The organism is Sphingobium sp. SA2 (genome assembly GCF_032227065.1).
Classification (GTDB): Bacteria; Pseudomonadota; Alphaproteobacteria; order Sphingomonadales; family Sphingomonadaceae; genus Sphingobium.
Genome location: NZ_JAPMXX010000002.1, coordinates 18,119 through 39,363 on the forward strand (window position 1 = coordinate 18,119; position 21,245 = coordinate 39,363).

The 21,245-nt window shown below is 63.4% G+C and carries 26 protein-coding genes and 1 pseudogene; 22 read left to right on the forward strand and 5 right to left on the reverse strand.

Going from position 1 to position 21,245, the window contains the following annotated elements:
- Positions 1-168 precede the first annotated feature (168 nt).
- The 6 genes and pseudogenes from OVY48_RS05825 (at position 169) to OVY48_RS05850 (ending at position 4,370) form a co-directional block, all read left to right on the forward strand.
- The gene (locus tag OVY48_RS05825) at positions 169-801 is read left to right on the forward strand and encodes a hypothetical protein (protein ID WP_313922075.1); all 633 of its coding nucleotides are present in this window, start codon (positions 169-171) and stop codon (positions 799-801) included.
- A 26-nt stretch (positions 802-827) separates the two neighbouring features.
- Complete coding sequence (locus tag OVY48_RS05830; protein WP_313922076.1) at positions 828-1,955, forward strand: tyrosine-type recombinase/integrase; 1,128 nt, start codon at positions 828-830, stop codon at positions 1,953-1,955.
- A gap of 72 nt (positions 1,956-2,027) precedes the next feature.
- Positions 2,028-3,206 carry an ATP-binding protein gene (locus tag OVY48_RS05835; RefSeq protein ID WP_313922077.1) on the forward strand — a complete coding sequence of 393 codons (1,179 nt, stop codon included), beginning with the start codon at positions 2,028-2,030 and terminating at the stop codon, positions 3,204-3,206.
- Positions 3,207-3,211: 5 nt separating this feature from the next.
- Positions 3,212-3,475: pseudogene (locus OVY48_RS05840) on the forward strand (integrase); the annotation flags it as partial.
- A gap of 96 nt (positions 3,476-3,571) precedes the next feature.
- Complete coding sequence (locus OVY48_RS05845; RefSeq protein ID WP_313922078.1) at positions 3,572-3,862, forward strand: DUF1778 domain-containing protein; 291 nt, start codon at positions 3,572-3,574, stop codon at positions 3,860-3,862.
- Positions 3,863-3,872: 10 nt separating this feature from the next.
- Entirely contained in the window at positions 3,873-4,370 is a 498-nt protein-coding gene (locus tag OVY48_RS05850) for a GNAT family N-acetyltransferase (RefSeq protein ID WP_313922079.1), read from the forward strand.
- A 163-nt stretch (positions 4,371-4,533) separates the two neighbouring features.
- Here OVY48_RS05850 and OVY48_RS05855 read toward each other — a convergent pair whose 3' ends face one another.
- Positions 4,534-4,938 carry a hypothetical protein gene (locus OVY48_RS05855; protein WP_313922080.1) on the reverse strand — a complete coding sequence of 135 codons (405 nt, stop codon included), beginning with the start codon at positions 4,936-4,938 and terminating at the stop codon, positions 4,534-4,536.
- A 79-nt stretch (positions 4,939-5,017) separates the two neighbouring features.
- Entirely contained in the window at positions 5,018-5,299 is a 282-nt protein-coding gene (locus tag OVY48_RS05860) for a hypothetical protein (RefSeq protein ID WP_313922081.1), read from the reverse strand.
- Between the two features lie 301 nt (positions 5,300-5,600).
- Here OVY48_RS05860 and OVY48_RS05865 point away from each other — a divergent pair, with 301 nt between their 5' ends.
- Entirely contained in the window at positions 5,601-5,870 is a 270-nt protein-coding gene (locus OVY48_RS05865; RefSeq protein WP_313922083.1) for a hypothetical protein, read from the forward strand.
- A gap of 24 nt (positions 5,871-5,894) precedes the next feature.
- Here OVY48_RS05865 and OVY48_RS05870 read toward each other — a convergent pair whose 3' ends face one another.
- Positions 5,895-7,190, reverse strand: a complete 1,296-nt coding sequence (locus tag OVY48_RS05870) for a hypothetical protein (protein WP_313922084.1) — start codon at positions 7,188-7,190, stop codon at positions 5,895-5,897.
- 110 nt (positions 7,191-7,300) lie between these two features.
- Between OVY48_RS05870 and OVY48_RS05875 the strand changes: the two genes are divergently transcribed.
- Positions 7,301-8,290 carry a lytic transglycosylase domain-containing protein gene (locus tag OVY48_RS05875; RefSeq protein ID WP_313922085.1) on the forward strand — a complete coding sequence of 330 codons (990 nt, stop codon included), beginning with the start codon at positions 7,301-7,303 and terminating at the stop codon, positions 8,288-8,290.
- A gap of 76 nt (positions 8,291-8,366) precedes the next feature.
- Here the strand turns inward: OVY48_RS05875 and OVY48_RS05880 are convergent, their stop codons facing one another.
- Positions 8,367-8,894 (reverse strand): XRE family transcriptional regulator, encoded by a 528-nt coding sequence (locus OVY48_RS05880; protein ID WP_313922086.1) that lies wholly within the window; start codon positions 8,892-8,894, stop codon positions 8,367-8,369.
- A gap of 103 nt (positions 8,895-8,997) precedes the next feature.
- Complete coding sequence (locus OVY48_RS05885) at positions 8,998-9,459, reverse strand: hypothetical protein (RefSeq protein WP_313922087.1); 462 nt, start codon at positions 9,457-9,459, stop codon at positions 8,998-9,000.
- A 387-nt stretch (positions 9,460-9,846) separates the two neighbouring features.
- Here OVY48_RS05885 and OVY48_RS05890 point away from each other — a divergent pair, with 387 nt between their 5' ends.
- The 14 genes from OVY48_RS05890 to traU are packed head-to-tail and all read left to right on the forward strand — an operon-like array spanning position 9,847 to position 21,240.
- Positions 9,847-10,167, forward strand: a complete 321-nt coding sequence (locus OVY48_RS05890) for a TrbC/VirB2 family protein (protein WP_313922088.1) — start codon at positions 9,847-9,849, stop codon at positions 10,165-10,167.
- A gap of 58 nt (positions 10,168-10,225) precedes the next feature.
- Positions 10,226-10,516 (forward strand): type IV conjugative transfer system protein TraL, encoded by a 291-nt coding sequence (gene traL, locus OVY48_RS05895; protein WP_313922089.1) that lies wholly within the window; start codon positions 10,226-10,228, stop codon positions 10,514-10,516.
- 1 nt (position 10,517) lies between these two features.
- On the forward strand, positions 10,518-11,084 hold the full coding sequence (locus tag OVY48_RS05900) for a type IV conjugative transfer system protein TraE (protein WP_313922090.1): 567 nt from the start codon (positions 10,518-10,520) through the stop codon (positions 11,082-11,084).
- Positions 11,081-11,881 carry a type-F conjugative transfer system secretin TraK gene (locus OVY48_RS05905; protein ID WP_313922091.1) on the forward strand — a complete coding sequence of 267 codons (801 nt, stop codon included), beginning with the start codon at positions 11,081-11,083 and terminating at the stop codon, positions 11,879-11,881. Before OVY48_RS05900 ends, OVY48_RS05905 begins: the two co-directional genes overlap by 4 nt.
- Before the next feature lie 4 nt (positions 11,882-11,885).
- Entirely contained in the window at positions 11,886-13,208 is a 1,323-nt protein-coding gene (locus tag OVY48_RS05910; protein ID WP_313922092.1) for a TrbI/VirB10 family protein, read from the forward strand.
- Positions 13,195-14,079: a DsbC family protein gene (locus tag OVY48_RS05915; RefSeq protein WP_313922093.1), complete on the forward strand. Its 885-nt coding sequence runs from the start codon at positions 13,195-13,197 to the stop codon at positions 14,077-14,079. The genes OVY48_RS05910 and OVY48_RS05915 overlap by 14 nt, the downstream gene beginning before the upstream one ends.
- Positions 14,076-15,131 (forward strand): TraV family lipoprotein, encoded by a 1,056-nt coding sequence (locus OVY48_RS05920; RefSeq protein WP_313922094.1) that lies wholly within the window; start codon positions 14,076-14,078, stop codon positions 15,129-15,131. The genes OVY48_RS05915 and OVY48_RS05920 overlap by 4 nt, the downstream gene beginning before the upstream one ends.
- A 1-nt stretch (position 15,132) precedes the next feature.
- Complete coding sequence (traC, locus tag OVY48_RS05925) at positions 15,133-17,730, forward strand: type IV secretion system protein TraC (RefSeq protein WP_313922095.1); 2,598 nt, start codon at positions 15,133-15,135, stop codon at positions 17,728-17,730.
- 4 nt (positions 17,731-17,734) lie between these two features.
- On the forward strand, positions 17,735-18,100 hold the full coding sequence (locus tag OVY48_RS05930; RefSeq protein WP_313922096.1) for a hypothetical protein: 366 nt from the start codon (positions 17,735-17,737) through the stop codon (positions 18,098-18,100).
- On the forward strand, positions 18,093-18,773 hold the full coding sequence (locus tag OVY48_RS05935) for a type-F conjugative transfer system protein TrbI (RefSeq protein ID WP_313922097.1): 681 nt from the start codon (positions 18,093-18,095) through the stop codon (positions 18,771-18,773). The genes OVY48_RS05930 and OVY48_RS05935 overlap by 8 nt, the downstream gene beginning before the upstream one ends.
- Positions 18,754-19,290, forward strand: a complete 537-nt coding sequence (locus OVY48_RS05940) for a S26 family signal peptidase (protein WP_313922098.1) — start codon at positions 18,754-18,756, stop codon at positions 19,288-19,290. Before OVY48_RS05935 ends, OVY48_RS05940 begins: the two co-directional genes overlap by 20 nt.
- A 50-nt stretch (positions 19,291-19,340) precedes the next feature.
- The gene (gene traW, locus OVY48_RS05945) at positions 19,341-19,952 is read left to right on the forward strand and encodes a type-F conjugative transfer system protein TraW (protein ID WP_313922227.1); all 612 of its coding nucleotides are present in this window, start codon (positions 19,341-19,343) and stop codon (positions 19,950-19,952) included.
- A complete protein-coding gene (locus tag OVY48_RS05950; protein WP_313922099.1) occupies positions 19,952-20,221 on the forward strand; it encodes a hypothetical protein in 270 nt (89 codons plus the stop codon). Before traW ends, OVY48_RS05950 begins: the two co-directional genes overlap by 1 nt.
- Positions 20,221-21,240, forward strand: coding sequence for a conjugal transfer pilus assembly protein TraU (gene traU / locus OVY48_RS05955; RefSeq protein WP_313922228.1), 1,020 nt, complete (start codon positions 20,221-20,223; stop codon positions 21,238-21,240). Before OVY48_RS05950 ends, traU begins: the two co-directional genes overlap by 1 nt.
- Positions 21,241-21,245: the final 5 nt, after the last annotated feature.

A 21,245-nucleotide genomic window follows, 5' to 3' on the forward strand; every position in this document is an offset into this window, starting at 1 on the left:
AAAAGCCTGGCAATTTCGGTCTGTCCGTTTGGTCAAACTGACAGCTGGCCCTGTCGATGCAGACGCTGGCAGGATCGGCGATCCTGGGCGCCGCGCACCGGCGTTCCGTGCCGCGGCCGGGCCGTGCGAGAGGCTCGCACGCGGCGTGCGCGAGAAGGGAGCGTGGCGATGACCGGTGAAGCCGACCTCTATTATCGGGACCTGGCCGCCCATCTCGATCCGGATAACCCGGCGCTGGGCGCGTGCGCGATCGATGTCGCCATCCTGCGCTTGCTGCGCGCGCGCTACGCGCGGCGCAACCGGTCGCGCCTGATGTGGCTGCTTGGCCAAGTCGGGACCGTCATCGGGTTGGTGTCGATCGGGTTGCCGATGCTCCGGTGGCTCGACCCGCAGCTGCCGCACACGATCGTCGACGATTTCGTTCGGGTCTTTCCGCTGGGGCTCGGCTTGGCGGTGCTGGCGGTGTCGCTGGCGCTCGTTGCCACCGTCACCCTGCGCGATCCCGAGGGCAATCCGGACAGTCTCCCGAAACCGCCGCCCGCCATCGCCGCCTGGCTTGCCGCGCGGGGCAAGACGCACGGCTTGCGCTATTGGCATGAGGTCTATTGGCCGGATCTGAAGCGCCGGGTTCACCGCCGCGAGGTCTTCGGGTTCACCTTCTGGCCGAAGGAACCCGCACCCCTTGCCGTCTACGAGGCGCTGATCGCGCGCGACCTAGCGCGGGGGCGCAAGAAGGGCGCGTCGGCCGCCGACCTCAAAGCCTATGCCGACCATTTCGAGGGATTGCGGCCGCGGCTATGAGGGGTGCCATCGCGCGGCCTCAGCGCATGACCGCCAGCCCCGGCACCGCGCTGCTGCCCCGGCGTGACGAGGGCAGCATCACGCTCGTCGACGAGGTGCGCGCGCTCGTCGGTGCGGCTACCCCGATCGACACCGCGCTGCTCGACGCGGCGATACGGGGGTGGTCGGCCAATACGCGCCGGGCGTTCCGCTCCGACCTGACGCTCTGGGGCGCATGGTGCCGCAAACGGCGCGTCGCGGCCGCCAGCGCCACGCCCGAACTGGTTGCGGCCTGGGTCCGGGCGCTGGCCGGTACCGACCCTTCCGACCAAAAGCCGCGCGCGGCCGCGACGATCGCGCGCTACCTCGTCCATGTCGGCTGGGCCTACCGCATGGCCGGGCTCGACGATCCGACCGCCGCGCCGCTGGTGCGGTTCGAGGTGAAGGCGGCGCGCAAGACGCTTGGCACGCGCCAGCGCCAGGCGCGCGCGCTGCGCTTCAAGGGCGACATCGCCGACCTCGACAGCCCGGCGAGCGGCGTCTGCCTCGCGCATCTGCTCAAGGCCTGCCGCCGCGACCTGTTGGGGTTGCGCGACGCGGCGCTGCTGCGGGTCGCCTATGACAGCGGCTGCCGGCGCTCGGAGCTGGTCGGAATCGCGGTCGACGCGATCGAGGGGCCTGACGGCGAGGGGGCGGGGACGCTGTTCATTCCGACAAGCAAGACCGACCGCGAGCGTGCGGGGGCGGTCGCCTATCTGTCGCCGGGGACGATGCGCGCGATCGCCCGCTGGCGCGAAGCCGGTCCTATCGACAAGGGACCGCTGTTCCGCCGCGTGGAGACGCATTTCGACGGGTCGGTGCGGTCGGTGGGGCAGGGGGCTTTGCACCCCAACAGCATCACGCTGATCTACAAGCGGCTGATCCGCGCCGCGTTCGACAAGAAGCTGCTGGGCGAGATGAGCGAGGCCGAGCGCGACCGCTGGCTCAAGGCGGTGTCGAGCCATTCGATCCGGGTCGGGGTCGCCCAGGATAATTTCGCGGCCGGCGAGAGCCTGCCCGCGATCATGCAAGCCTATCGCTGGCGCGATCCCAAGACGGTGATGCGCTATGGCGCGAAGCTCGCCGCCAAGAGTGGGGCGGGCGCGCGAATGGCGGCGCGATTGCGGGATGAGTGATCGCGCGGCGAGGCAGAGCATAGCGATCTGACCACGATTTACAGGATTTCGATAAACCGCTATAAGATCGCTATGGATCGCCGTCGCAACCCCTTTGCTCCCGGAGCTGGCACGCCGCCGCCCGAGCTTGCGGGACGCGACGATTTGCTGGAGCGAGCCGCCGTAGCGCTGGCGCGCGTTCGTGGCGGCCGCGCGGCACGCAGCGTTATCCTCTACGGATTGCGCGGCGTCGGCAAGACCGTGTTGCTGGCGACCATGTGGAACGCCGCCGAGGACGAAGGCATGGTCGTGGTGTCGATCGAGGCTCCCGAGAACCGTTCCCTGCCAGGCATCCTCGTGCCCGCGTTGCGCGCCAGCCTGCTGCGCCTCGACCGGATCAAGCGCGCGACAGCGGGAGTCACACGTGCGCTGAAGGCCCTTGCGGGCTTCGCCAAGCTTAAATTGCGCTACGACGATCTTGAGGTGGCGCTTGATTTCGAGCCTGAGCCCGGTTTGGCGGACTCGGGCGATCTCGATGCGGATCTTGCCGATCTGTTGGTCGCGGTCGGCGAAGCGGCAAGGGAGCGGGAGACCGCGGTTGTGCTCGCCATTGACGAGCTGCAATATGTGCCCGAGCTGCAGCTTGCGGCGCTGATCTCGGCTCTCCACCGGGCGAGTCAACGCCAATTGCCGATCACCATGATCGCCGCCGGACTGCCGCAGCTGCTCGGGCAGATGGGCAATGCCAAATCCTACGCCGAACGCCTGTTTGAGTTCGTGCCGATCGGAGCGCTTGACGCGCCGGCCGCCACCGACGCGCTGCGGCTACCTATTGAGCGCGAAGGCGAGGCGATTGACGAGGGCGCGATTGCGGCGATCATCGCCGACACCGAGGGCTATCCCTATTTCCTGCAGGAATGGGGCAAGCATAGCTGGGATGTGGCCGATGCGTCCCCGATCGGCGTGGCCGATGTGACAACCGCGCGCGCGATCGCTCTCGCAGACCTCGACGCCAGCTTCTTTCGCGTTCGCTTCGACCGGCTTACCCCGAAGGAGAAACAGTATCTGCGCGCCATGGCAGAGCTGGGACCCGGCCCCCACAGGTCGGGCGACATCGCCGACGCCATGCGTGTCAAGGTGACCAGCGTCGCGCCGACGCGCAACAGCTTGATCGCCAAGGGTATGTTGTTCAGCCCGTCACATGGCGACACCGCATTCACCGTTCCGCTGTTCGATGCCTTCATGCGGCGGGTTATGCCGGATTTAGCCTGATCTCGCTGTTTCGCCGGGTCGAGACGCATTTTGACGGGTCGGTACGGAGGGTAGTGCAGGGGCCTTTGCATCCCAACAGCATTACGCTGATCTACAAGCGGCTGATCCGCGCCGCGTTCGACAAGAAGCTGTTGGGCGAGATGAGCGAAGCCGAGCGCGGTCGCTGGCTCAAGACGGTGATGCGCTACGGCGCCAAGCTCGCGGCGAAGAGCGGGGCGAGTGCACGGATGGCGGCGCGAATTTCAGCCCTGGCCGAAAGTGACGGATAGGCACACATAGCCGAGCGGCGACGAAGTGTGGGCAGCTTTTGTCATGACAATGTCGGACAAATAGGCTATATGCCGATCCGCAAAGGAGTCGTAACCATGGGTGTTGCAGCGTCACGTACCGAAAAGCTGGACCTTCGCCTGACGTCGGCCGCCAAGCGCACCTTGCAGCAGGCCGCGCTTGCGGCACATCGTTCGGTCAGCGAATTCGTGCTGGAAAGCGCACTCGCGCGCGCTGAGGAAACCCTACCGGATCGGCGGCACTTCGGCCTTGACACCGAACAGTGGCAAGCCTTTTTGGCGGCGCTCGATGCACCGCCGCGCGCGACGCCGAAGCTTGATGAGCTGCTGTCGAAGCCGAGCGTGTTCGAGCAAAGCCGGTCGGCATGATCCGCCTCTTGTGACGGCACCATTGCGGATCGAGAAACTGGCGCGAGACCATCCGCTGGAGGGGTTCGATTGCGGCAGAGAGGCGCTCAACCGCTTTCTGCATCGCTTCGCCTGGACCAGCCAGCAGGCTGGTGCATCGCAATCCTATGTGGCGCTGGCCGATGACGCTCTGGTTGGCTTCTACACGCTCGTCGTCGGCGACGTTGACTATGCGGGCGCACCCGAGCGCTTGACCAAGGGGATGGCGCGCCATCCCATTCCGCTCATGATCCTCGCGCGTCTGGGCGTCTCGATCGACTGGCAGCGCCAGGGCCTCGGCTCGGGTCTTCTCAAGGATGCGATGCTCCGGACGCTGCAGGCGGCCGAAATTGCCGGCATTCGCGCGCTGGCGGCGCACGCGAAGGATGATGAAGCCCGCGCTTTCTACGAACGCTATGATTTCATCGCTTCGCCCAGCGATCCCTATCATCTGTTTCTCTTGCTCAAGGACATTCGGGCACGCGCGTAGTGGGCTTGGAAGATCAGCCGGCGGCCCTTTATGGCCGACTGAATGAAAGCGCATGGGCGGCTGTCTGAAATCATACTCGAGAGATGCGGAAGACTCGCCTATCCGTTGTCAGCGACGACGGCGGCTTTCCGACACGCGATAGCGCGGACATTTTTGATCGGCCTTAGCGCAGCAGACGGAGCGCGACGTCGCCGTAGCTGAGAGGATGAACGTTGTCTTTTGAGAGAAAGCGCATCAGATCGAGGGTTTCGTCGCCGAATGTCGCGGCGACAGAGCTGACGGTATAAGCTTGCGGCCGCGCGTAGGGGAGAAGCCAGATGACCCGGCGTGTCGTGATGCTGGCCCGAATTCTCAGTAATCGATCAGCCAATCTCGGGCCCGCGTCATCATTGGAGCCGATCGCAAGGATTGACGTGCCATATTTCTTCGCAGGGTGCCGCCACGCGAGAATCTCACCAGCTGTGGCGCGTTCGGCGGCCTGCACATCGCATTGCTGGGCGTAGCGCGCGTTGATCGCTTGCGCCGTGCCGACGCCAGTGCTGTCTCCCAGGATCAGGCACTCAAACATGCACGGGTCGCTCCCTGCAAGCAGGGTAATGCCAGCAGATCGAAAGCGAAATCGAAAACTGGAAAACGATCATGATCGTTCAGGGGATGGGCAGCACCCCACAGTCATCGGCGTTCAACTCGTCGATGCGATCCGCCAGCTCCGTGAGGTCAGCCTCGGCGAGGATGAAAAGATCGCCCTCGTCGGCGAAGAACATCTTGACGCGTTGTTGCTCTTCGAGAGGGTAGGGCTCATCGCGGAACCGTTGGTGCCACCCGCCGTCCACGAACTTCATAAGCGCGGTCCATGCGGCGGGCTCGGCATCGTGGACTGTAATCGTCTCGACGCCCTGATAGACAATAACGAGGACCGTCACCAGCATAGCTCTGTCGTCCGCCTGGAAGTCGGTGAGCCCGGAGCCAAATTCCGGTTCACCTAGCCTCATTCACGTTGTGCAACGCAATATGTAGTTCCCCGACACTTGATTTCTCGGCGATTATGCGATGGTGTGTTGCCGTTTGACGGTGAGGCAAAACATCCAGGTTGGGGATATTGCCTGTACGACGGCGGTTAAGTCTTTCTTCACCATGATCGGGTAGAGGGCGGGGCAGAGATGTCAGGCGGAACCGCCACATGCTGGGCGCAAATCTGAGGCGAGTAGTTGGAAGGGCGATGACATCATCATGGCGCATCTGACACAGGTCGAGATCGCGAACTGGATCGCTCTGTACGTCGCCGCAGGCCTGTGTTGCGGCATCGCGGTTGTGCTGTCGGTCGCAACTACCTGTATCGAAGTCTATCGCGAGCGAGCGTGGACAAATATCGATTCTTTCCGCTCCGCAGCTCTCTTTCTGCCAAAGACCTGGTGGCGGTGGCAGAAGCTCTATTTCATATCGACCCCCATCACGCTCGGCATCGTGGGCGCTTTCGCCGCCTCGATGTCATGGAGTTGATGGTCGCCGCCTCGCTATAGCGGATCAAGCGGAGAGCGCGCCAGCCAGAATGCGCTGGACATGGCCCTCGCGGACGTCTGCGGCCGAGATGCTGACCATCGGGGCGATCTGCGCCATGCGTGGATGCGTGACGGCCTTTGATGCCTTATAGTCCTCATCCTCGAAGCCCATTGCTTCCACGATGAATTGCCGGATCTCGCCCGTGGAGCGTGAGCGAGCCTCGAGGAGGAAATCCGGCCTGCAGGCGCCGATCGGCGTCAGTGTGTCAAAAACGGGCTTCTCGATCGCGATGTCGATCCCATCTCGATCGAAATAGCGCCGCGCCTTCAGCAACTCGCGCAGAACGGTCCGCTCAAACTCTGAATCGACAGGAATGAACCGCCTTCCCGAATAGATGGGCTGGGCATAGGCCCGCAAGGGTGCGTAGCCGTGCGCTTCGGGATACTCGCCGGCGACGACGATGACGAGATAGGGGCCCTTGATCGGATTTCCCCGCACAGAGGGAGATTGAACCCGATTGGCGATCACGACGGGTTCGCACCCCGAAAGGTGGACGAGCGAGCCTTTGAACGATGGCGAGAAGAGGGTTAGGAACGCTTGGGGTGCATGGCCTCGGGGCCAGTTTCGAGACAATTCGCGAAGTCCGGCATAAACCCGGTTGCTGTGAAGCGCCTTGGCGTGGGTCCACAGCGCTCGGCCGAGTTCAATGCCAGGCGCGATCTCGATCTTGCTCGCAGCGGCGGTGAGCGCCTTGAACTCATCGCTGATCGAATGGTCGGCCAGGTCATGCGACAGCGGCGGGCAGAGGTTGAGGCCCGAGACATCCAATAGTCGCCATAGCAGCCGTGCGAGGCGGGGGACCGAGGCGTGCCGGGTCCGATCGTCGCTCGTGTCTTCCTCCGGTCGCTGCGCCAGCTTCTCGGGAGCGGGCCGCAACACCTCGAAATAGCCTATGGGAGGATCCGCCGGCGTCTGGCGGCTACGGACCTCGGTGATGCGGTTCGTCATCTGATCGCGGAAGAATGGGCAATCGGGTTGATGTTCGGGGCGTTTCACGCTGGTGAGGCGGCGCAGATAGTAGGTCTCTGCCTCGGAAAGAAAGGCAGGCGTCAGGATGGGTGGCGGCGTGTCGTCGTCGAGGCAGTCACACGCGATCCACTTACCGCCGATCCGGGCTTGCTGGACCAACGTGATACCGGCTTCCTCGTCCCCTCGGGAGCCCTCGCCGACGTACCAACGGACTAGAGCCGACCTGACAGGGTCGGGCAGGGGGATTCGGCGCGCACCGCGCCCGTCGCTAAAGCGATCGATCAGCCACATGAACGACCCTTTCGGAAGGGGGATAGGGCAATTCTCACTCACGCTAGCGGGATTGACAACCTCGTTTTGTTTGATCTCCACTTTCGAAATAGTGGTTCAGGAGGCCGAAAATGAGGTCTTATCTTCTGGTTGGGATAGCAATCTTGATGGGCAGCGCGTCGATGCTGCAGGCGGCGCCTCAAGGTCGAAAAGCCGTTCGCACCGTGCAGTTGATCTCGATGACGGGCGCCACGCCAGCGCCGGCATCGGCCGAAGCGCCGCGAGCGCCGGGCGCTGGAATAGGGGAGAACGCCAAGCCTTCAGTCGACGCGGGGGCCGAATTTCGGGTGCATGATCTCAGCCGGCGGTGGGTCGAATTTCAGATGGCCAACAGCTTCGCCTCTCCAACTCCTTCAGCGGCGCAGGCGACCGTCGACGACGAGGATCCGTTCGCGCATGTCGGGGTCGCCCAGCTCGGCGCAGCGCCCGTCGCAGGCTATACGGTCCCTTCGGTATCGTCGATGCCGATTCCGGCATGGATGAGGGGAGGGGCCGTGTTTGCGGCCGCAGTGAACCGTTATGTGCCTGGTGGCTGCGCTGCGGCCGGCTATCGGCCCAGCGGCTTCCTTACAGGCGACGCCGAATATCGACGGCAGAGTTACTATTCGATGATGAGCAACATCGCCTGCCAGTACGGCATCCCGGTCGGCCTGTTCGATGCGATGATCATCCGCGAGAGCCGCTATCAATCTGGAGTCTACTCCCCCAAGAACGCCTTCGGCTTGACGCAACTCATGCCGGACACGGCAGCGGGCCTTGGCGTAAATCGCTACAATGTCGAGGATAATTTGCGAGGCGGGGCCAGGTATCTCCGCGAGCAGCTTGATCGGTTCGGTCAATACCACTTGGCGCTCGCGGCCTACAACGCGGGACCAGGCAGGGTACGCAATGGCGTGGTGCCGCGGATCGCCGAGACCCAGGCCTATGTCGAAGATATTCTCCTGAACTGGTCTCGACTGAGCGGACTCTCGAGGATGGCCACGGTTGAGACCGGGTCATCGCCGGTGCCTTCTGTCCAGCGCGCGCGGCTCGGGCGCTCTGCCACCGTGTCGACCTTCTGAGATCACGCGCAATCAGATCAAGAGCGTCCGTGTCCTCAGGAAACCGTGATAAAAAAAGCCCGGACGGGCTTCGTTGTCATATTGTGAGACTGGCTATTTCTGAAAGACTGGCTCTGCGGGCGAGGACGGAACTTACTTCTTTGACCAACCTTTGGACCACCGCTGTTTGCAGTGGCCCTGCCCATTCTTTTCGGACTTCGGAGCCATCCATCCCTTCGATTTCTTCCAGGGCTGCGATCAGCATCGAGGGCAGGCCTTTGAACACTTCGCTTAGCATGGCAATCAGCGTGGCGTAGCGTTGGTCGCGCAGGAGCGTCTGGTCGCGAAACGTCTCTACGCGAATGATGGCTTGGATAATGTTTATGTCCAGCGCGTGCAGGACCGTCTGGAATTCGACCAGCGTCATGAGGGCGCGCTTGGCTGGATCGTGATGCAGGATAAGGGCGAGGCGGGTCTTGCTGATGCCCGTTTTCAGGGCAAGCTTGCGCTGACCCGTGTCCTTCTCGGCCATCGCCTGAAGGATCATTGGAATGTAATCCCGTTGCTCATCTTTAGCCGCTAAAGCGGGTGCTTCGGTTGCCTCTATCCTGGCAAGGGATGACATTGTCGGGCCCCCTGTTTTTTGCTCGGCTCAAGCAGCAAAACATACGAGCACAGCCATGGCAACCCCGTCTAGCGACGAAGATTGCGCCACGATGAACCGGTAACTACTTGAGACGAAGTACATTTTCGTCTTGCGACTCGATCGCATTCGACTCGACGCATTTTCCCTTCGGCTCGTCGAGACCGAGCCGTTCAAGTATCCGCGTCGCCTTCTGTTCGACGACGTAGTCAAAAAGAAGTATAGACAGAGCGTCTCCGACGGTCAGGTTTGACCCGATCTGATCTCCGAGGCGTTTCTTTGCTTCCACAAGTGAATCGGCGCTGGAGCGCGAGATACTGAGGTAAATCCGGATATCGCCCTTCGTCGGTATCGTGACGAGGTGATCACGTATCGTCTCGGGATCATGCTCTTTCATTTTACAACTGTAAGCGGCCCGAGCGTTAACCAGGCTAGCAAGCGTCTGATATCGCTTCGTTTCATTGGAGCGCAGGCGCAGACTTTCTGTGGTCAAGTGGAAAAGGTGCTCCGAAATATCGAGCGCATAGCCGCGGGAGTCCCCACTCATTCCTGTACGTCCTGACCCTGTTATTGTTTACCCTCGGCGAACGGCCGACCGCAGAGCTTACTGGAATTTTAGGCGTCTGAAACCGCCTCGATTCCAGAGTGCGAATCTACTCCCATCCGGGCCGATCCGCAATTGACCGAAAGGCCGCCCCGCTATGCGGGGCAGCATGCCCCGAAGCACGGGGCGGAGTGCCCCGAAATACGGGGCAGGGTGCCCTGCCGGGCGGGGCAGAGCGCCCCGGAAACCGGGGCAGAAGGTCCTTGAGCTGAGGAAAATTTCACGATTCGCCAGGTTCTCCGAAACCTCGCGTTGCAGCCGGACTCCTGCCGGGGTCACCTTTCGAATGGGCGCGGATCCGTCGCGTCTCCACTGAAGGGAAAACCCATCATGCAGTCTGTCTTGAAAACGAGCGGACGCGCGGAGTTGGCGATCCTCGCCCTTGCCGCACTCGCGTTTGCACTCCTCATGTTCGCCGGACCGGCATTCGCCGGCGCCGACACCACGTTCGATACGGCCCTGACGAAGTTCACCGACTTCCTTGAGGGTTCGGGCGGCAAGATCATCACCGTCCTGTCGCTCGCGGGCGGCATCGTCGCGCTGGCCTCGGGCCGCTTCTCCATGGGCCAGATCGCGATCCCGGTCGGCGTCGGCGTCGGTGCCGGCACCGGTATTCCGATCGTCACCTCCACGGTGACAGCCACGATCTGACACGTCCCAGGACCGGTCGAAGTAGCAGCTTCGATCGGGCTTAGGAGAGGGTGGTGCAATGGCCGCGGACAAGTACGTCATACCGTCTCATCTGGATGATCCCGAGCTGATCGGGCTGTGGACGCTGGATGAATTCCTCGCGATGGTGATCCCATTCGTCTGGGGAATCCTGTCTCAGCATATCCTCATTGGCATGTTGCTCGCGGGCGCAGGCTGGTGGGGTCTCAAAAAGGCTAAGGCAGGTCGGGCGGCGTCCTGGCTGCTCCACATGGCTTATTGGCATCTTCCTGCCGGCTTCACCGGCATGAAGGCGACACCACCCTCTTATCTCCGCTTGATGGCAGGGTGACATGGAAATCACATATCAGCACGCGCAAAATCAGCGCATCCTCAAGCAGCGCAATCTTCTTGTGGTGGTGGCGGCCGCGCTCGCGGCCCTGACGACGCTGCTGTTCTTTGTGACCGTCACGCGCGATCGTGAAATCGTCCTGCAGCCGGTCCTTCGCTCCCCGCTCACCGTGAGCAGCGTAGGCGTCTCCCGCGAATATCTCGAGCTGATTACGCGCGACACCGCGGTGCTCACGCTCGATCGCAGTCCCCAGAATCTCGAATATTGGATGAAGTCGGTTCTCGACATCACCGCACCGAGTGCCCAGGGCAAGCTGAAAGCCGATCTCATGAAGATCGTGAATGAGCAGCGTGGGTCATCCATTGCGCAGTTCTTCACGATTCAGACGATGGAGATCGACCCCAAGAATCTGTGGTCCACGGTGACCGGCGATCTCCACACGATCGTCGGCAACAAAGTCGTCTCCAACGAACGCCGGACCTTTCGCTTCGACTGGGAATATTCCGGAGTCTCGCTGAAGCTGGTCGGCTTCGGAATGGTGACGACCGGCAAGGAAAAGGATCAATGATGTCGGTCTACGCCCTTGGCAGCGCCGTGACCGGCGTCGTCTTCCTGTCGCGCACCTATTGCCACGCAAGCCGCTTCATCGGGGCGTCTCTGGTCGGCCTGGCTGTTCTTCTCATGGCGGATCCTGCCTGGGCCGATCAGACGATCATGGCGTCGGATAGCAGTCAGGTCGATTGCGCTGCGTCGGCCAAGGATCTCACGCGGATCAGCCTCGTCGAGGATGAGTTCGCGTCCGTGTCGAAGATTTCGACCGGTAATCCGCAGGACGATTTCTCGGTCGTCAACGAGCCGGTGCGAGGCGATATCTATCTGTCGGTCCCGGACGGCTTCGGGAGGCCGGCGCTGTCGTTCTTCGCGACCAGCAAGCGCGGTTACGTCTACAAGTTCGTATGCCGCATCGCCGGCGAGCAGGCGGTGCAGGTCTTCATCTCCAATCCCGCGATAGCCAAGGAGAAGGCGGGCGAGAATGCGGCGCCAGAGAAGGCCGGACCCCAGGATGCCGCCGTCGAGCTCGTCCAGGCCATGTATTCCAACAGCGTCGTTGACGGCTACGAGATGCGCCAGCGTGCGCTCAAGCCCGTCTATGTCGGCAATCTCAAGGTCCAGATGATCGCGGAATATCGCGGGTCTGACCTGACCGGCAAGGTGCTGCGGATCGAGAACAAGAGCGATGCGCCGGTCGAGTTGACCGAGGCGACCGTTGCCCCGGCGAGTGCGCTCGCTGTCTCCATCGCCGAGCCCAGGCTCGCACCCGGTAAGGTCACCACGGCCTACCTCGTCTCGCAGAACGGGAGGTAAGGACATGGCTTTTGCCGATCTCTTCCAACGCAAGCGCAAAGCCTTCGACAGCGAGGAAGGGGAAGGGGTTTCCCCCGTCGCCAACGAGCTGTCGGCCAATGAGGCTGTGCGGAAAAAGCAGCGGATGCTGCTGGCCGGCGTCGCTGGCGCCGGCCTTGTCGCGTCGTCGTTCTGGATCTTCGGCAGCAGCGAGGACAAGGCCAAGGTCGCTGGTGATGGTGTCACCAAGGTCGAGGTCTCGACCAACGATCTCGTCAATCGCAATCTCTCGCAGCAGGAATGGATGGCGCTCTCCGAGAACCGCTTCCAGTCGACCGAGAACCAGCTCAAGTCGGTCAGTTCGCAGCAGCAGCGCATGGATCAATTGGCTCAGCAGATCGAGCTTCTCAAAGGCCAGAACCAGGCGATGCAGGCTGATGGCGCGCGCGTGTTCTCTGCCTATCAGGCCGAGAACGAGCAGCTCAAGCGGCAGATCGCCGACAAGCGTGCCGCGCCTCCCCCGGTTCCAGGTCCTGGCGCGATGTACGGACCGAACGGGACGCAAGCCTATCAGCGCCCCGACGGCGCGCCTGACTCCCGCCTAGCCGACATGGGGCGGGGGAGCGAGGTCAAGATGGTCAGCTTCTCGACGGCCGATACCGGCACGGCATCGAAGGTGGCCAAGGGCAACACCGTTTACACCGACAGCATCAACTACCTGCCGCCCAACAGTTTCGCATCGGCGAAGGTCATCGTGGGCGTGGACGCGAGCGCGGGTGTCAACAGCCAGACCGATCCGCTGCCCGTGGTTCTCCGGGTTACCGGGCCTGCGCGGTCCGTCTACCAGAATGGCAGGTTGCTCACGACCAAGATCGAAGGCTGCCTTATCAACGGTGCGGCGCGCGGCGATCTCTCGAGCGAGAAGGTCTACGTCAAGCTGCAGAAGATGACATGCCCGCAGCCGGGCGGGCGCTATGCCGTCTCCGAGGTGAAGGGATTCATCGCCTTTGGCGGCAAAACCGGGGTCCGCGGTCGTGTCGTGTCGCGCGAGGGTTCTCTGGTCACCCAGGCATTTATCGCGGGCCTAGCCGGGGGCTTCGGCCGCGGCTTTTCGGCCAACGCCAATTCCGTTTTCCAGGGCACCAACATCAGCACCAATGGCAAGCGCGACAAGCTGTCGACGGGTGAGATCCTCGAAGGTGGCTTTGGCGAGGGCGTGGCTCAAACGGGCGACATGGTCTCGAAATATCTGATCGAGCGCGCCGAGCAGTACCAGCCCGTCATCGAGATGCCGACCGGTGTCGACGTCGAAATCGTCTTCTTGGAGGGTGTGTATGTTCGCAATTGATCGTTTGGGCGGCTTTCGCGCACTGGCGCGACCGTCACGCCTGATGCTCGTGGCTGCGGTGCTGAGCGTTGCCGGCATCGCGCTGGCAGCCGACGTTCAAAAGCCCGAGGACAAGGTTCGCCTTCTGCTCAAGACGCGGTTGCCGAAGACCCCGATCAGCGCAATCGACTGCGGCAAGGTCAGCGGGCTCTGCGAGATAACCGCTGGCTCCAACCTGTTCTATGTCGATAGCGGGGCGCGATATCTGGTCATCGGCCGCGTTTACGACATGCAGACGCGGCAAGACATAACGGCCGCGCGCCTGCTCGAGATGAACCCCGACATGCTCGTTGGCGGCGCGGCCAAGGCGAACGCCGCTGCCGCCACCGGAGAGCCGGAGGAAGCATCGGCCGATATCCGGACGCCCGCTGCCGGTGTCAGGAGGACGTCGCTCCCGTCGAAGCCGGCGATGCTGTCGCTAGCCGGCCTTCCCAGGGAGGGCGCAATTGTCTGGGGCAACAAGGCCGCGGCCGATACCGTCACCGTTTTCACCGATTTTCGCTGCGGCTATTGCCGCGCGCTGACTTCCGTGCTGCGCAGCATGAACGTGCGCGTGGTCGAGCGGCCGATTTCGGTCCTGGGCAGCCGCGACGTCGCCGATCGTGTCTACTGCGCCATGAACCAGGAGCAGGCGCTGCACGCCGCTTATGCTGGCGAGCCGTTCAAGAGCGAGGCGTCGTGTGACACCAAGGGGCTCGATGCGAACGAGAGGTTCGCGCATCAGCATGGCCTTAGCGGGACACCGGTCATAGTTCGCAGCGACGGCGCGGTGCTCGAGGGCTACCGACCCAAACAGTTCCTCGAGGCTTGGCTCAAAGGAGCGAAGTCGTGAGCGCGCCCGCCCGTCGCGGCGTTTCGCGGCGCCTGCCGGCGTTCGCGAGTTTGATGCTGATGGTGGCGCTTGGCGGATGCGCCAGTTTCGGCGGCAATGTTAAGGGCAGCTTTTCATGCGCCGCGCCAGATGGGATCTGTGCGCCGACGTCGACCATCGACGATCGCGCGCTGGCGATGATCTCGGGCGATGCCAACGGCGCCTCGACGGCGCCAGCGGGGCCGTACATCGACACCGCGCCGAAGGCCCGCGGATATCGTGCCGCAGCTTCCGACGTGCGCACCCCCGTGCAGCAGGCCGATGCCGGCCGCACCCAGGAACGCGTGCTGCGCATCGTCTTCCAGCCCTATATCGACGAGCGCGGGCGTCTGCATGAAGCGAGCGCCGTTCATGCCGTTGTCGCGCGCGGCGAATGGCAGCAACAGGCGCTGGCGACCGCGACGCCGATACCGGAACGGAACGCCCTCGCGACGTCGCAGCGCCCCGAAACGCTCGTGGAAGCGGTGGACCGGGCTGATCCGCCAGACACGGTTGTCGCGTCGATCGATCCCAACCTTCCTGATCCCGCCGCGGTGGCCGCCGCTCGTGCACGCAAGGCCGATCCCGTCGATGCGATCAAGGCCGATGTTGCGGCCCGCCTCGCCCCCAAGGCGGGTCGCACGCCGACCGTCACGACGGGCGCGCCGGCAGCCTTTACCCCGGCGAGTGGGGCGCCGGGTGCGTCGCAACCCGTAGCGTTGACCGTTCCGTCGGCCGCCTCGAGAAAGACGTCTCCAGCGGGCACGTCGGCGCCGGCCCAAGCAGCGGCTGCGGCCACGACGCGGCCGGCAGGCGAACAGGCTGCACTTGCCGCGCCGCCTCCGAAAACGACCTCGGGTGTCGAGGCGCAGGCACGAGTCAAGGGCGATCCGCGCTATCGATCTGCAACGCGCAGCGTTGAGCAGACCGCCGAGCAAGCGGCATCTGAAGCCGTTCTTCCAGAAGCGAAGCCGACGTTGAAGCCGACGATCCGTGCAACCGGGTTCCCCGCCGCAGTCCCGGAGGACAACTGATATGAGCGCCCAGTCCGGCTTCTTCGACAATCTGCTTGCCGGCGTGTTCGGCGACGCCAAGCGTCCCGACGCGCAGCGACCCGATCTCGCGGCGCCGATGCTGGCGCATTGGCTTCCCTACCGCAGCTACGACCCGAAAACGGGAATATTCTACAACAGCGCCTCGCGCGGCTTCGTGATCGAGACAGCGCCGCTGGTCGGGGCGGACGAGCGGACGGGCGAGATCCTGACGCAGTTCCTGTCGGAGGGAATCCCGGCGCCGGGCTGCCTGCAATTCCATCAGTGGATGTCGCCGCGGATCGGCGAACGGCTCTCCAAATGGTATCTCCCGCGCTACGCGGCGCGCGGCGTCTACGAGCGCATGGCCAAGCATCGTGTCGACTTCCTGACCGATGGTGTCTGGGAATCGCTCTCGGCCGATGCCCCATTCTGCCTGCGCAACCACCGTGTCGCGATCTCCTACTCGACGCCCGAGACGTCCAGCATCTCGGTCGAACAGATTGCGTCGATCATGGACGGTCTCATATCCGCCCTTGCGTCGGTGAATGTCTCGGCCCGCAAGATGGATCCCGTCGCGCTGATCGGGTGGATCGACGACATTACGTCGCCGACGACTGCCGCCGGCGACGACGTTGTCAGCTACAATCCGCTGGACCCGATCGCCGATCAGGCGGTGCGCCGCGATATCGAGCTGCAGGTCGAGCCCGACCGGATGCTGCTGCGCACCGAGCGTTTCCGCCCGACCGGCAAGAAGGTCCAGGGCGCGCCCGAAATCGGCGAGATCTACCCCGACGTGTTCGACGTTCGCTCCTTTTCGGTCCGCAACCTGCCGAACCGCTGGGCGCCGTGGGATGTCGCGCGCCTGATCGGCGACATGTTCACCGACAAGCTCAGGATGCCGTGCCCGGTCTCGACGAACCTTTGCCTCGAATATCCCGATGTCCAGGCGTCGACGAACAGGGCCAGCTTCAAGTTCATGCGGACGACGAGTCTCGCGGACTCCAAATCGGCGCGCTTCCTCCCGCAGCTACGCGATCAATCGCAGGAATGGCGGTACGTCAACGAGGAAATCCGGCAGGGCCGCAAACTGGTTCGCTGTTTCTACAGCGTGACGTCCTTCTCGCCGAAGGGAAGGGGGGACGCCAACGAGCGGGTGCTGAAGTCGGTCTACCGTGCCGCGGGCTGGGATCTTCTCGACGATCGCTACCTGCAGGTGATGGGCCTGCTGTGCGCCATGCCCATGACGATGGCCAACGGCCTGTCCAAGGATCTCGAGCGCATGAAGCGCATGAGGACGCTGCTGACCACGACGGCGGCCAATCTCGCGCCGCTGCAAGGCGAGTATTTGGGTGGCCAGGTCCCCCACCTGCTGCTCATCGGCCGCCGCGGTCAGCCGTTCTTCTGGAGCCCGTTCGAGAACGGCGCCGGCAACCACAATGTCGCGGTCTTCGGCAAATCGGGATCGGGCAAATCTGTCGCGCTGCAGGAACTGTGCGCCTCGCTGTGCGGAGCCGGCTCCAAGGTGGTGGTGATCGACGATGGGCGATCATTCGAGCACTCGGCGAAGTTGCAGGGTGGGGCATTTGTCGAATTCACGATGAGCTCGGGCTTCTGCCTCAACCCGTTTTCGATGATCGACGAGGAGCAGGCGCGGGAGGACGAGGACTATCTGCTTGACTGCATGGCGATGCTCAAGGCCATCATCAACCAGATGTCGCGGCATATCGACCGGCTCAACGATACCGAGCGCGGCCTGATCGACGGCGCGGTCAATGAGGTTTGGGAAAAGCACGGGCGTCACGGCTCGATCGACCATGTGATCGAAGCGCTCGACGCGACGGGCAACCCGCTCGCGGCCGATCTCGGCATCGCGATGCGGCCATTCTCGTCGGGCGGCACCTACGGCAAGTTCTTCAAGGGCGAGGTGTCCTTCGAATTGAAGGCGCAGCTTACCGTGTTCGAGCTGTCCGACCTGTCGGCCCGGGAAGAGCTGCGCAGCGTCGTGCTCACGGCGATCATGTTCATGTCGCAGCAGATGATGCGCAAGGTCGACCGGGCGATCCCGAAGGCGCTCCTGCTCGACGAGGCGTGGCAGATGCTGCGCGGCGGTGCGATGGCCGACTTCATCGAAACCTATGCGCGCACCTGCCGCAAATATGGTGCGTCGCTGGTGACGGCGACGCAGTCGCTCAACGACTATTACAAATCGGCCGGCTCGATAGCCGCGCTCGAAAACTCCGACTGGTTCGTCATCCTACAGCAAAAGCCGGAGACGATCGCGGACTTCAAGAAGCACGATCGCTTCGAGATGGACGATTACACGGACGCTCTTCTACGGTCGCTCAAGCGCAACGGGTTCGAATATTCCGACATCATGATCAAGGGGCCGGAGACGCTCGCCGTTGGCCGCCTGGTGCTCGATCCTTATTCGGCCGCGCTGTTCTCCTCGAGCCCCAAGACCTTTGCCGCGATCGACGCGATGATCGCTGAAGGGCTCAGCATGGACGAGGCGATCGAGCGCATTGCCTATCCCGACAATCCCGAGAAATGGGTGAGCAATGTCGTCCCCCATGACGACGTCGCCATCGCCGCGGAGTAAGCCAATGGCGACGATTATTCCCGATCCGATCGACCAGGTCGTTCCTGCGCCCCGGTGGTCAGCCATCGATGGCCGGTATCTACTCTATTTCTACCTCCATTTCGCCGGGTTTCTGGCCACGACGCTCCTGATGACGTGGGGGCTGTTCTTTCTCTTTGTCCTCGCGATCGGCGGCTTCTCCTTCGATGGGCTGATGCACCAGCTCAACAATCTCGCGAGCCGGTATGTCGCAGCGGACGCCGACCGGATCGCGTCGTTCAAACAGACCATCATCATCGCGCACCTGATCCTGTCGTCGGCGATCATTGTCTTCCGCCGGAACAGAATCCTGCCCGCGCGCACCCCTGAAGGGAGCCTCCGACATGGCTGAGCAGCCCGAACTCGATCTTCCGCCCGGTTCCCCATCCGCGCCTGAAGCCGTTGCGGTGAAGCGCCGGACTGTCTTCGCGGGCTTCACAAAGGCGCAGATCATCATCGGCGCCCTGGTGCTGCTGGCGATCATCTGGTGCATGTGGGTGACGAAGGCCCTTGTCGCTCCGAAACAGGATCACATCGTCTCCGCGCGGCTGTCGTCGATCGTGGGCGAGTATGTGCAGGGGCAGGCTCGGTCAGCGTCGCCGCCCGCTCAGGTCGAGTCTGAAATGCGGACCTTCATGGCTTCGCTCGACAGGGAACTGCAGCGGCGCAGCGCCAACGGTCAGGTGGTGTTGGTTGGCGAAGCCGTCCTGACGAAAAACGTACCGGACATCACGGACAGCCTGAAGGCGGCAGTCTATGCGTCCGGTATTGCGCGTCCCAAACCGGCATCGACCGAGGATCTGCAGCGGCTCGAACAGCTTGGCGCCGCACAGATCCCGGCACAACCGACGGCGGCGGCGGCGCCCTTTGGCCCGGCTGCAACGATCGATCCGATGGCTGCGGCCCAGGGCATGCCGCCACAGGCGATGCCGGTCCAAGCCCTGCCGCAGCAGCCGACGCAGTACGAAGCGCCGGGAGCCACGGTATCCACCTTTGGAGGCCCCGATGGCAACGGCGGTCAGTGAGGCGTCCGCGCCGTCCTGGCGGCCGCGCAAGCGGCTCTGGGGGATGCTGGGCGCGTTCCTTGTCGGCAGCATCGTCCTGACGGCCGTCAGCGATTGGCGCGACACGCACGCCTTCCTCATCAACACCACGGATTCGCTTCCGAACTGGGCATTCGTGATTCACCGGAACCAGCTGCCGGCGCGCGGCGACTATGTGTTTTTCGATCCTCCCAGCACCCCGCTGGTGCGTCGTCATTTCGGCGCCAAGCCAAAAATGTTCGGCAAGATCGTCTATGGAGTGCCGGGCGATGTTGTCGGCCATGACGGGCCGAACGTGACGATCAACGGCAAGACCGTCACGCGAATGAAGCCGCTGACGCGGTTCGGTGAACCGCTTACCCCCGGCATCGTGGGCACGATCCCGCACGGCTGCTACTTCGCCGGCACGCCCCACAAGGACGGCTTCGACAGCCGCTACGCAGATATAGGTCTCGTCTGCCGCAAGCAGATCGTCGGGACCGGGGAGCCGATCCTGTGAGACCGGCGCTCGATCTCCTGACCGTCGGCGTCGCTGCGTGCGTGGTCACTATGACCGCAACGTTCGTGGGCTCTGCGCGGATCGAGGCCAAGGATTACGGGCAAGCGGGGCAAGCCTTTCCGGTCATCGAGCCGGATCTGCTTACGACGATCGAGTCGCGGTTGAAGCGCGCGGAAGCTTCCGGCGAATTGGCGAGAACCAACGAGATGTTTGCCAGGCGCGCCGAGGCCAAGGTGCGTCGGCCGACCCCGGTCGCGGGCATCACGCCGGCGGAAGAGGCGCGGACCTGGGACTATGATCCGTCGGTCACGCTCGAGCGCGACATCCGCGATCAGAAGGGCAATCTGATCGCGGCTGCTGGGCAGAAGATCAATCCGCTCGATTTCATTGCGATCAAGCAGGATCTCGTCTTCATCGACGGCGACAATGCCGCGCAGATCGCGTGGGCGACTGGTCGCTACACCGATCTCAAGGCCAAGATCATCTTCGTGAATGGCTCGCCGATCGAGGCGATGACGGCCCGGAAGCGGCGCTTCTATTTCGATCAGGAAGGGAAGTTGAGCGGCAAGTTCGGCATTCAGCATACGCCTGCCGTCGTGACCCAGGCCGGCAAGATCATGCGCGTTTCCGAGCATGTGCTGAAGAAGGGGAGCGTCGGTTGATGCCGCTGTGGCTGGATCTGCTCCGCACGCCGATGGCGGCGCCCGAGAGCCGCTCGCTCCGCCGCATGCGGTTCACCTGGCAGGGGCTTTGCCTGTCGCTGGCGCTCAGCGTCGGCCTGTTCACGCCGTTTCATCGCATGGCGGGCCAACTGGCGCCCGTCCTTGTGGCGGTCCTGCTGCTGGTAACGGCCCTCTACACCGGCCTCTACGTCGCGCGGAAGCAGCGCGTCGACAAGGCCTTCCTCGAGGGGGTTGGGGAGAGCGGATGATGCACCGGTTGCGTCCAATCCTCGCTGTCCTCTTGGCTTTGGCCGTCGGGTTCGCGTTTGCGCCCAAGGCGGAGGCCGCGGGACCCACCTGCAACGGCAAATTCGTCAATCCGATCACCGACGTCTGTTGGTCGTGCCTGTTTCCCCTGTCGGTGGGAGGGCTCAAGATCTGGCCGAGCAGCCGGCCCGACCCGAGCAATCCGGCGTCGCCGGTATGCGTCTGCAACGATCCGCTCCCGCGCATCGGGATTTCGGTCGGGTTCTGGGAGCCGGCGCGGCTTGCCGACGTGACGATGAAGCCGTGGTGTTTCCCCAATCTCGGCGGGCTCCGCATCGCGCCTGGCTTCGATATCGGCCAAGGCTATCTGGCCGGGCCGTCGATGGTCGGCGGTCGCTCCCAAAGCACGGCCAAATGGCACGTCCACTGGTATGTCTATCCACTTCTCTACTGGATGGAGATCCTGACCGATTTCGTGTGCTTTGAGCAGGCATCGTTCGACATCGCCTATATGACCGAGATCGATCCGCTTTGGCAGGATGATGCGTTGACCACGCTCATCAACCCGGAAGCGATCGTCTTCGCCAATCCGATCGCGCAGGCGGCGTGCGCGGGAGATTGCATCGCCGGCACGGTCGGGCTTCCGCTCGATCCGCTGTTCTGGTGCGCCGGTTGTCAGGGCAGCATGTACCCGCTCAACGGCAACATCCCGGCGTCGATCGGGCATGTGCAGTCGTCACGTCTCGCAATTTCCCGGTTCGCCTACAAGATGCACCGCGAGGCGCTGGCTTGGGGAACGATGGGCTCCAAGGGCCTGTGCAAGAAATATCTCATGCCGATCATGCGGAAGCAGCAATATCGCTTCCAGATGGTCAACCCGATCCCGACCGTGAGCGGCCGCTTCGCCTGCTCGGCGATCGGGGCTTCCACCATGCCGCCCGATGCGGGTCGCGCCTACCCCGCCGGCGGCGAGGACATGGGCTATCTCATCTGGCGCAAGCGCAATTGCTGCGTGCTGTAGGGGAC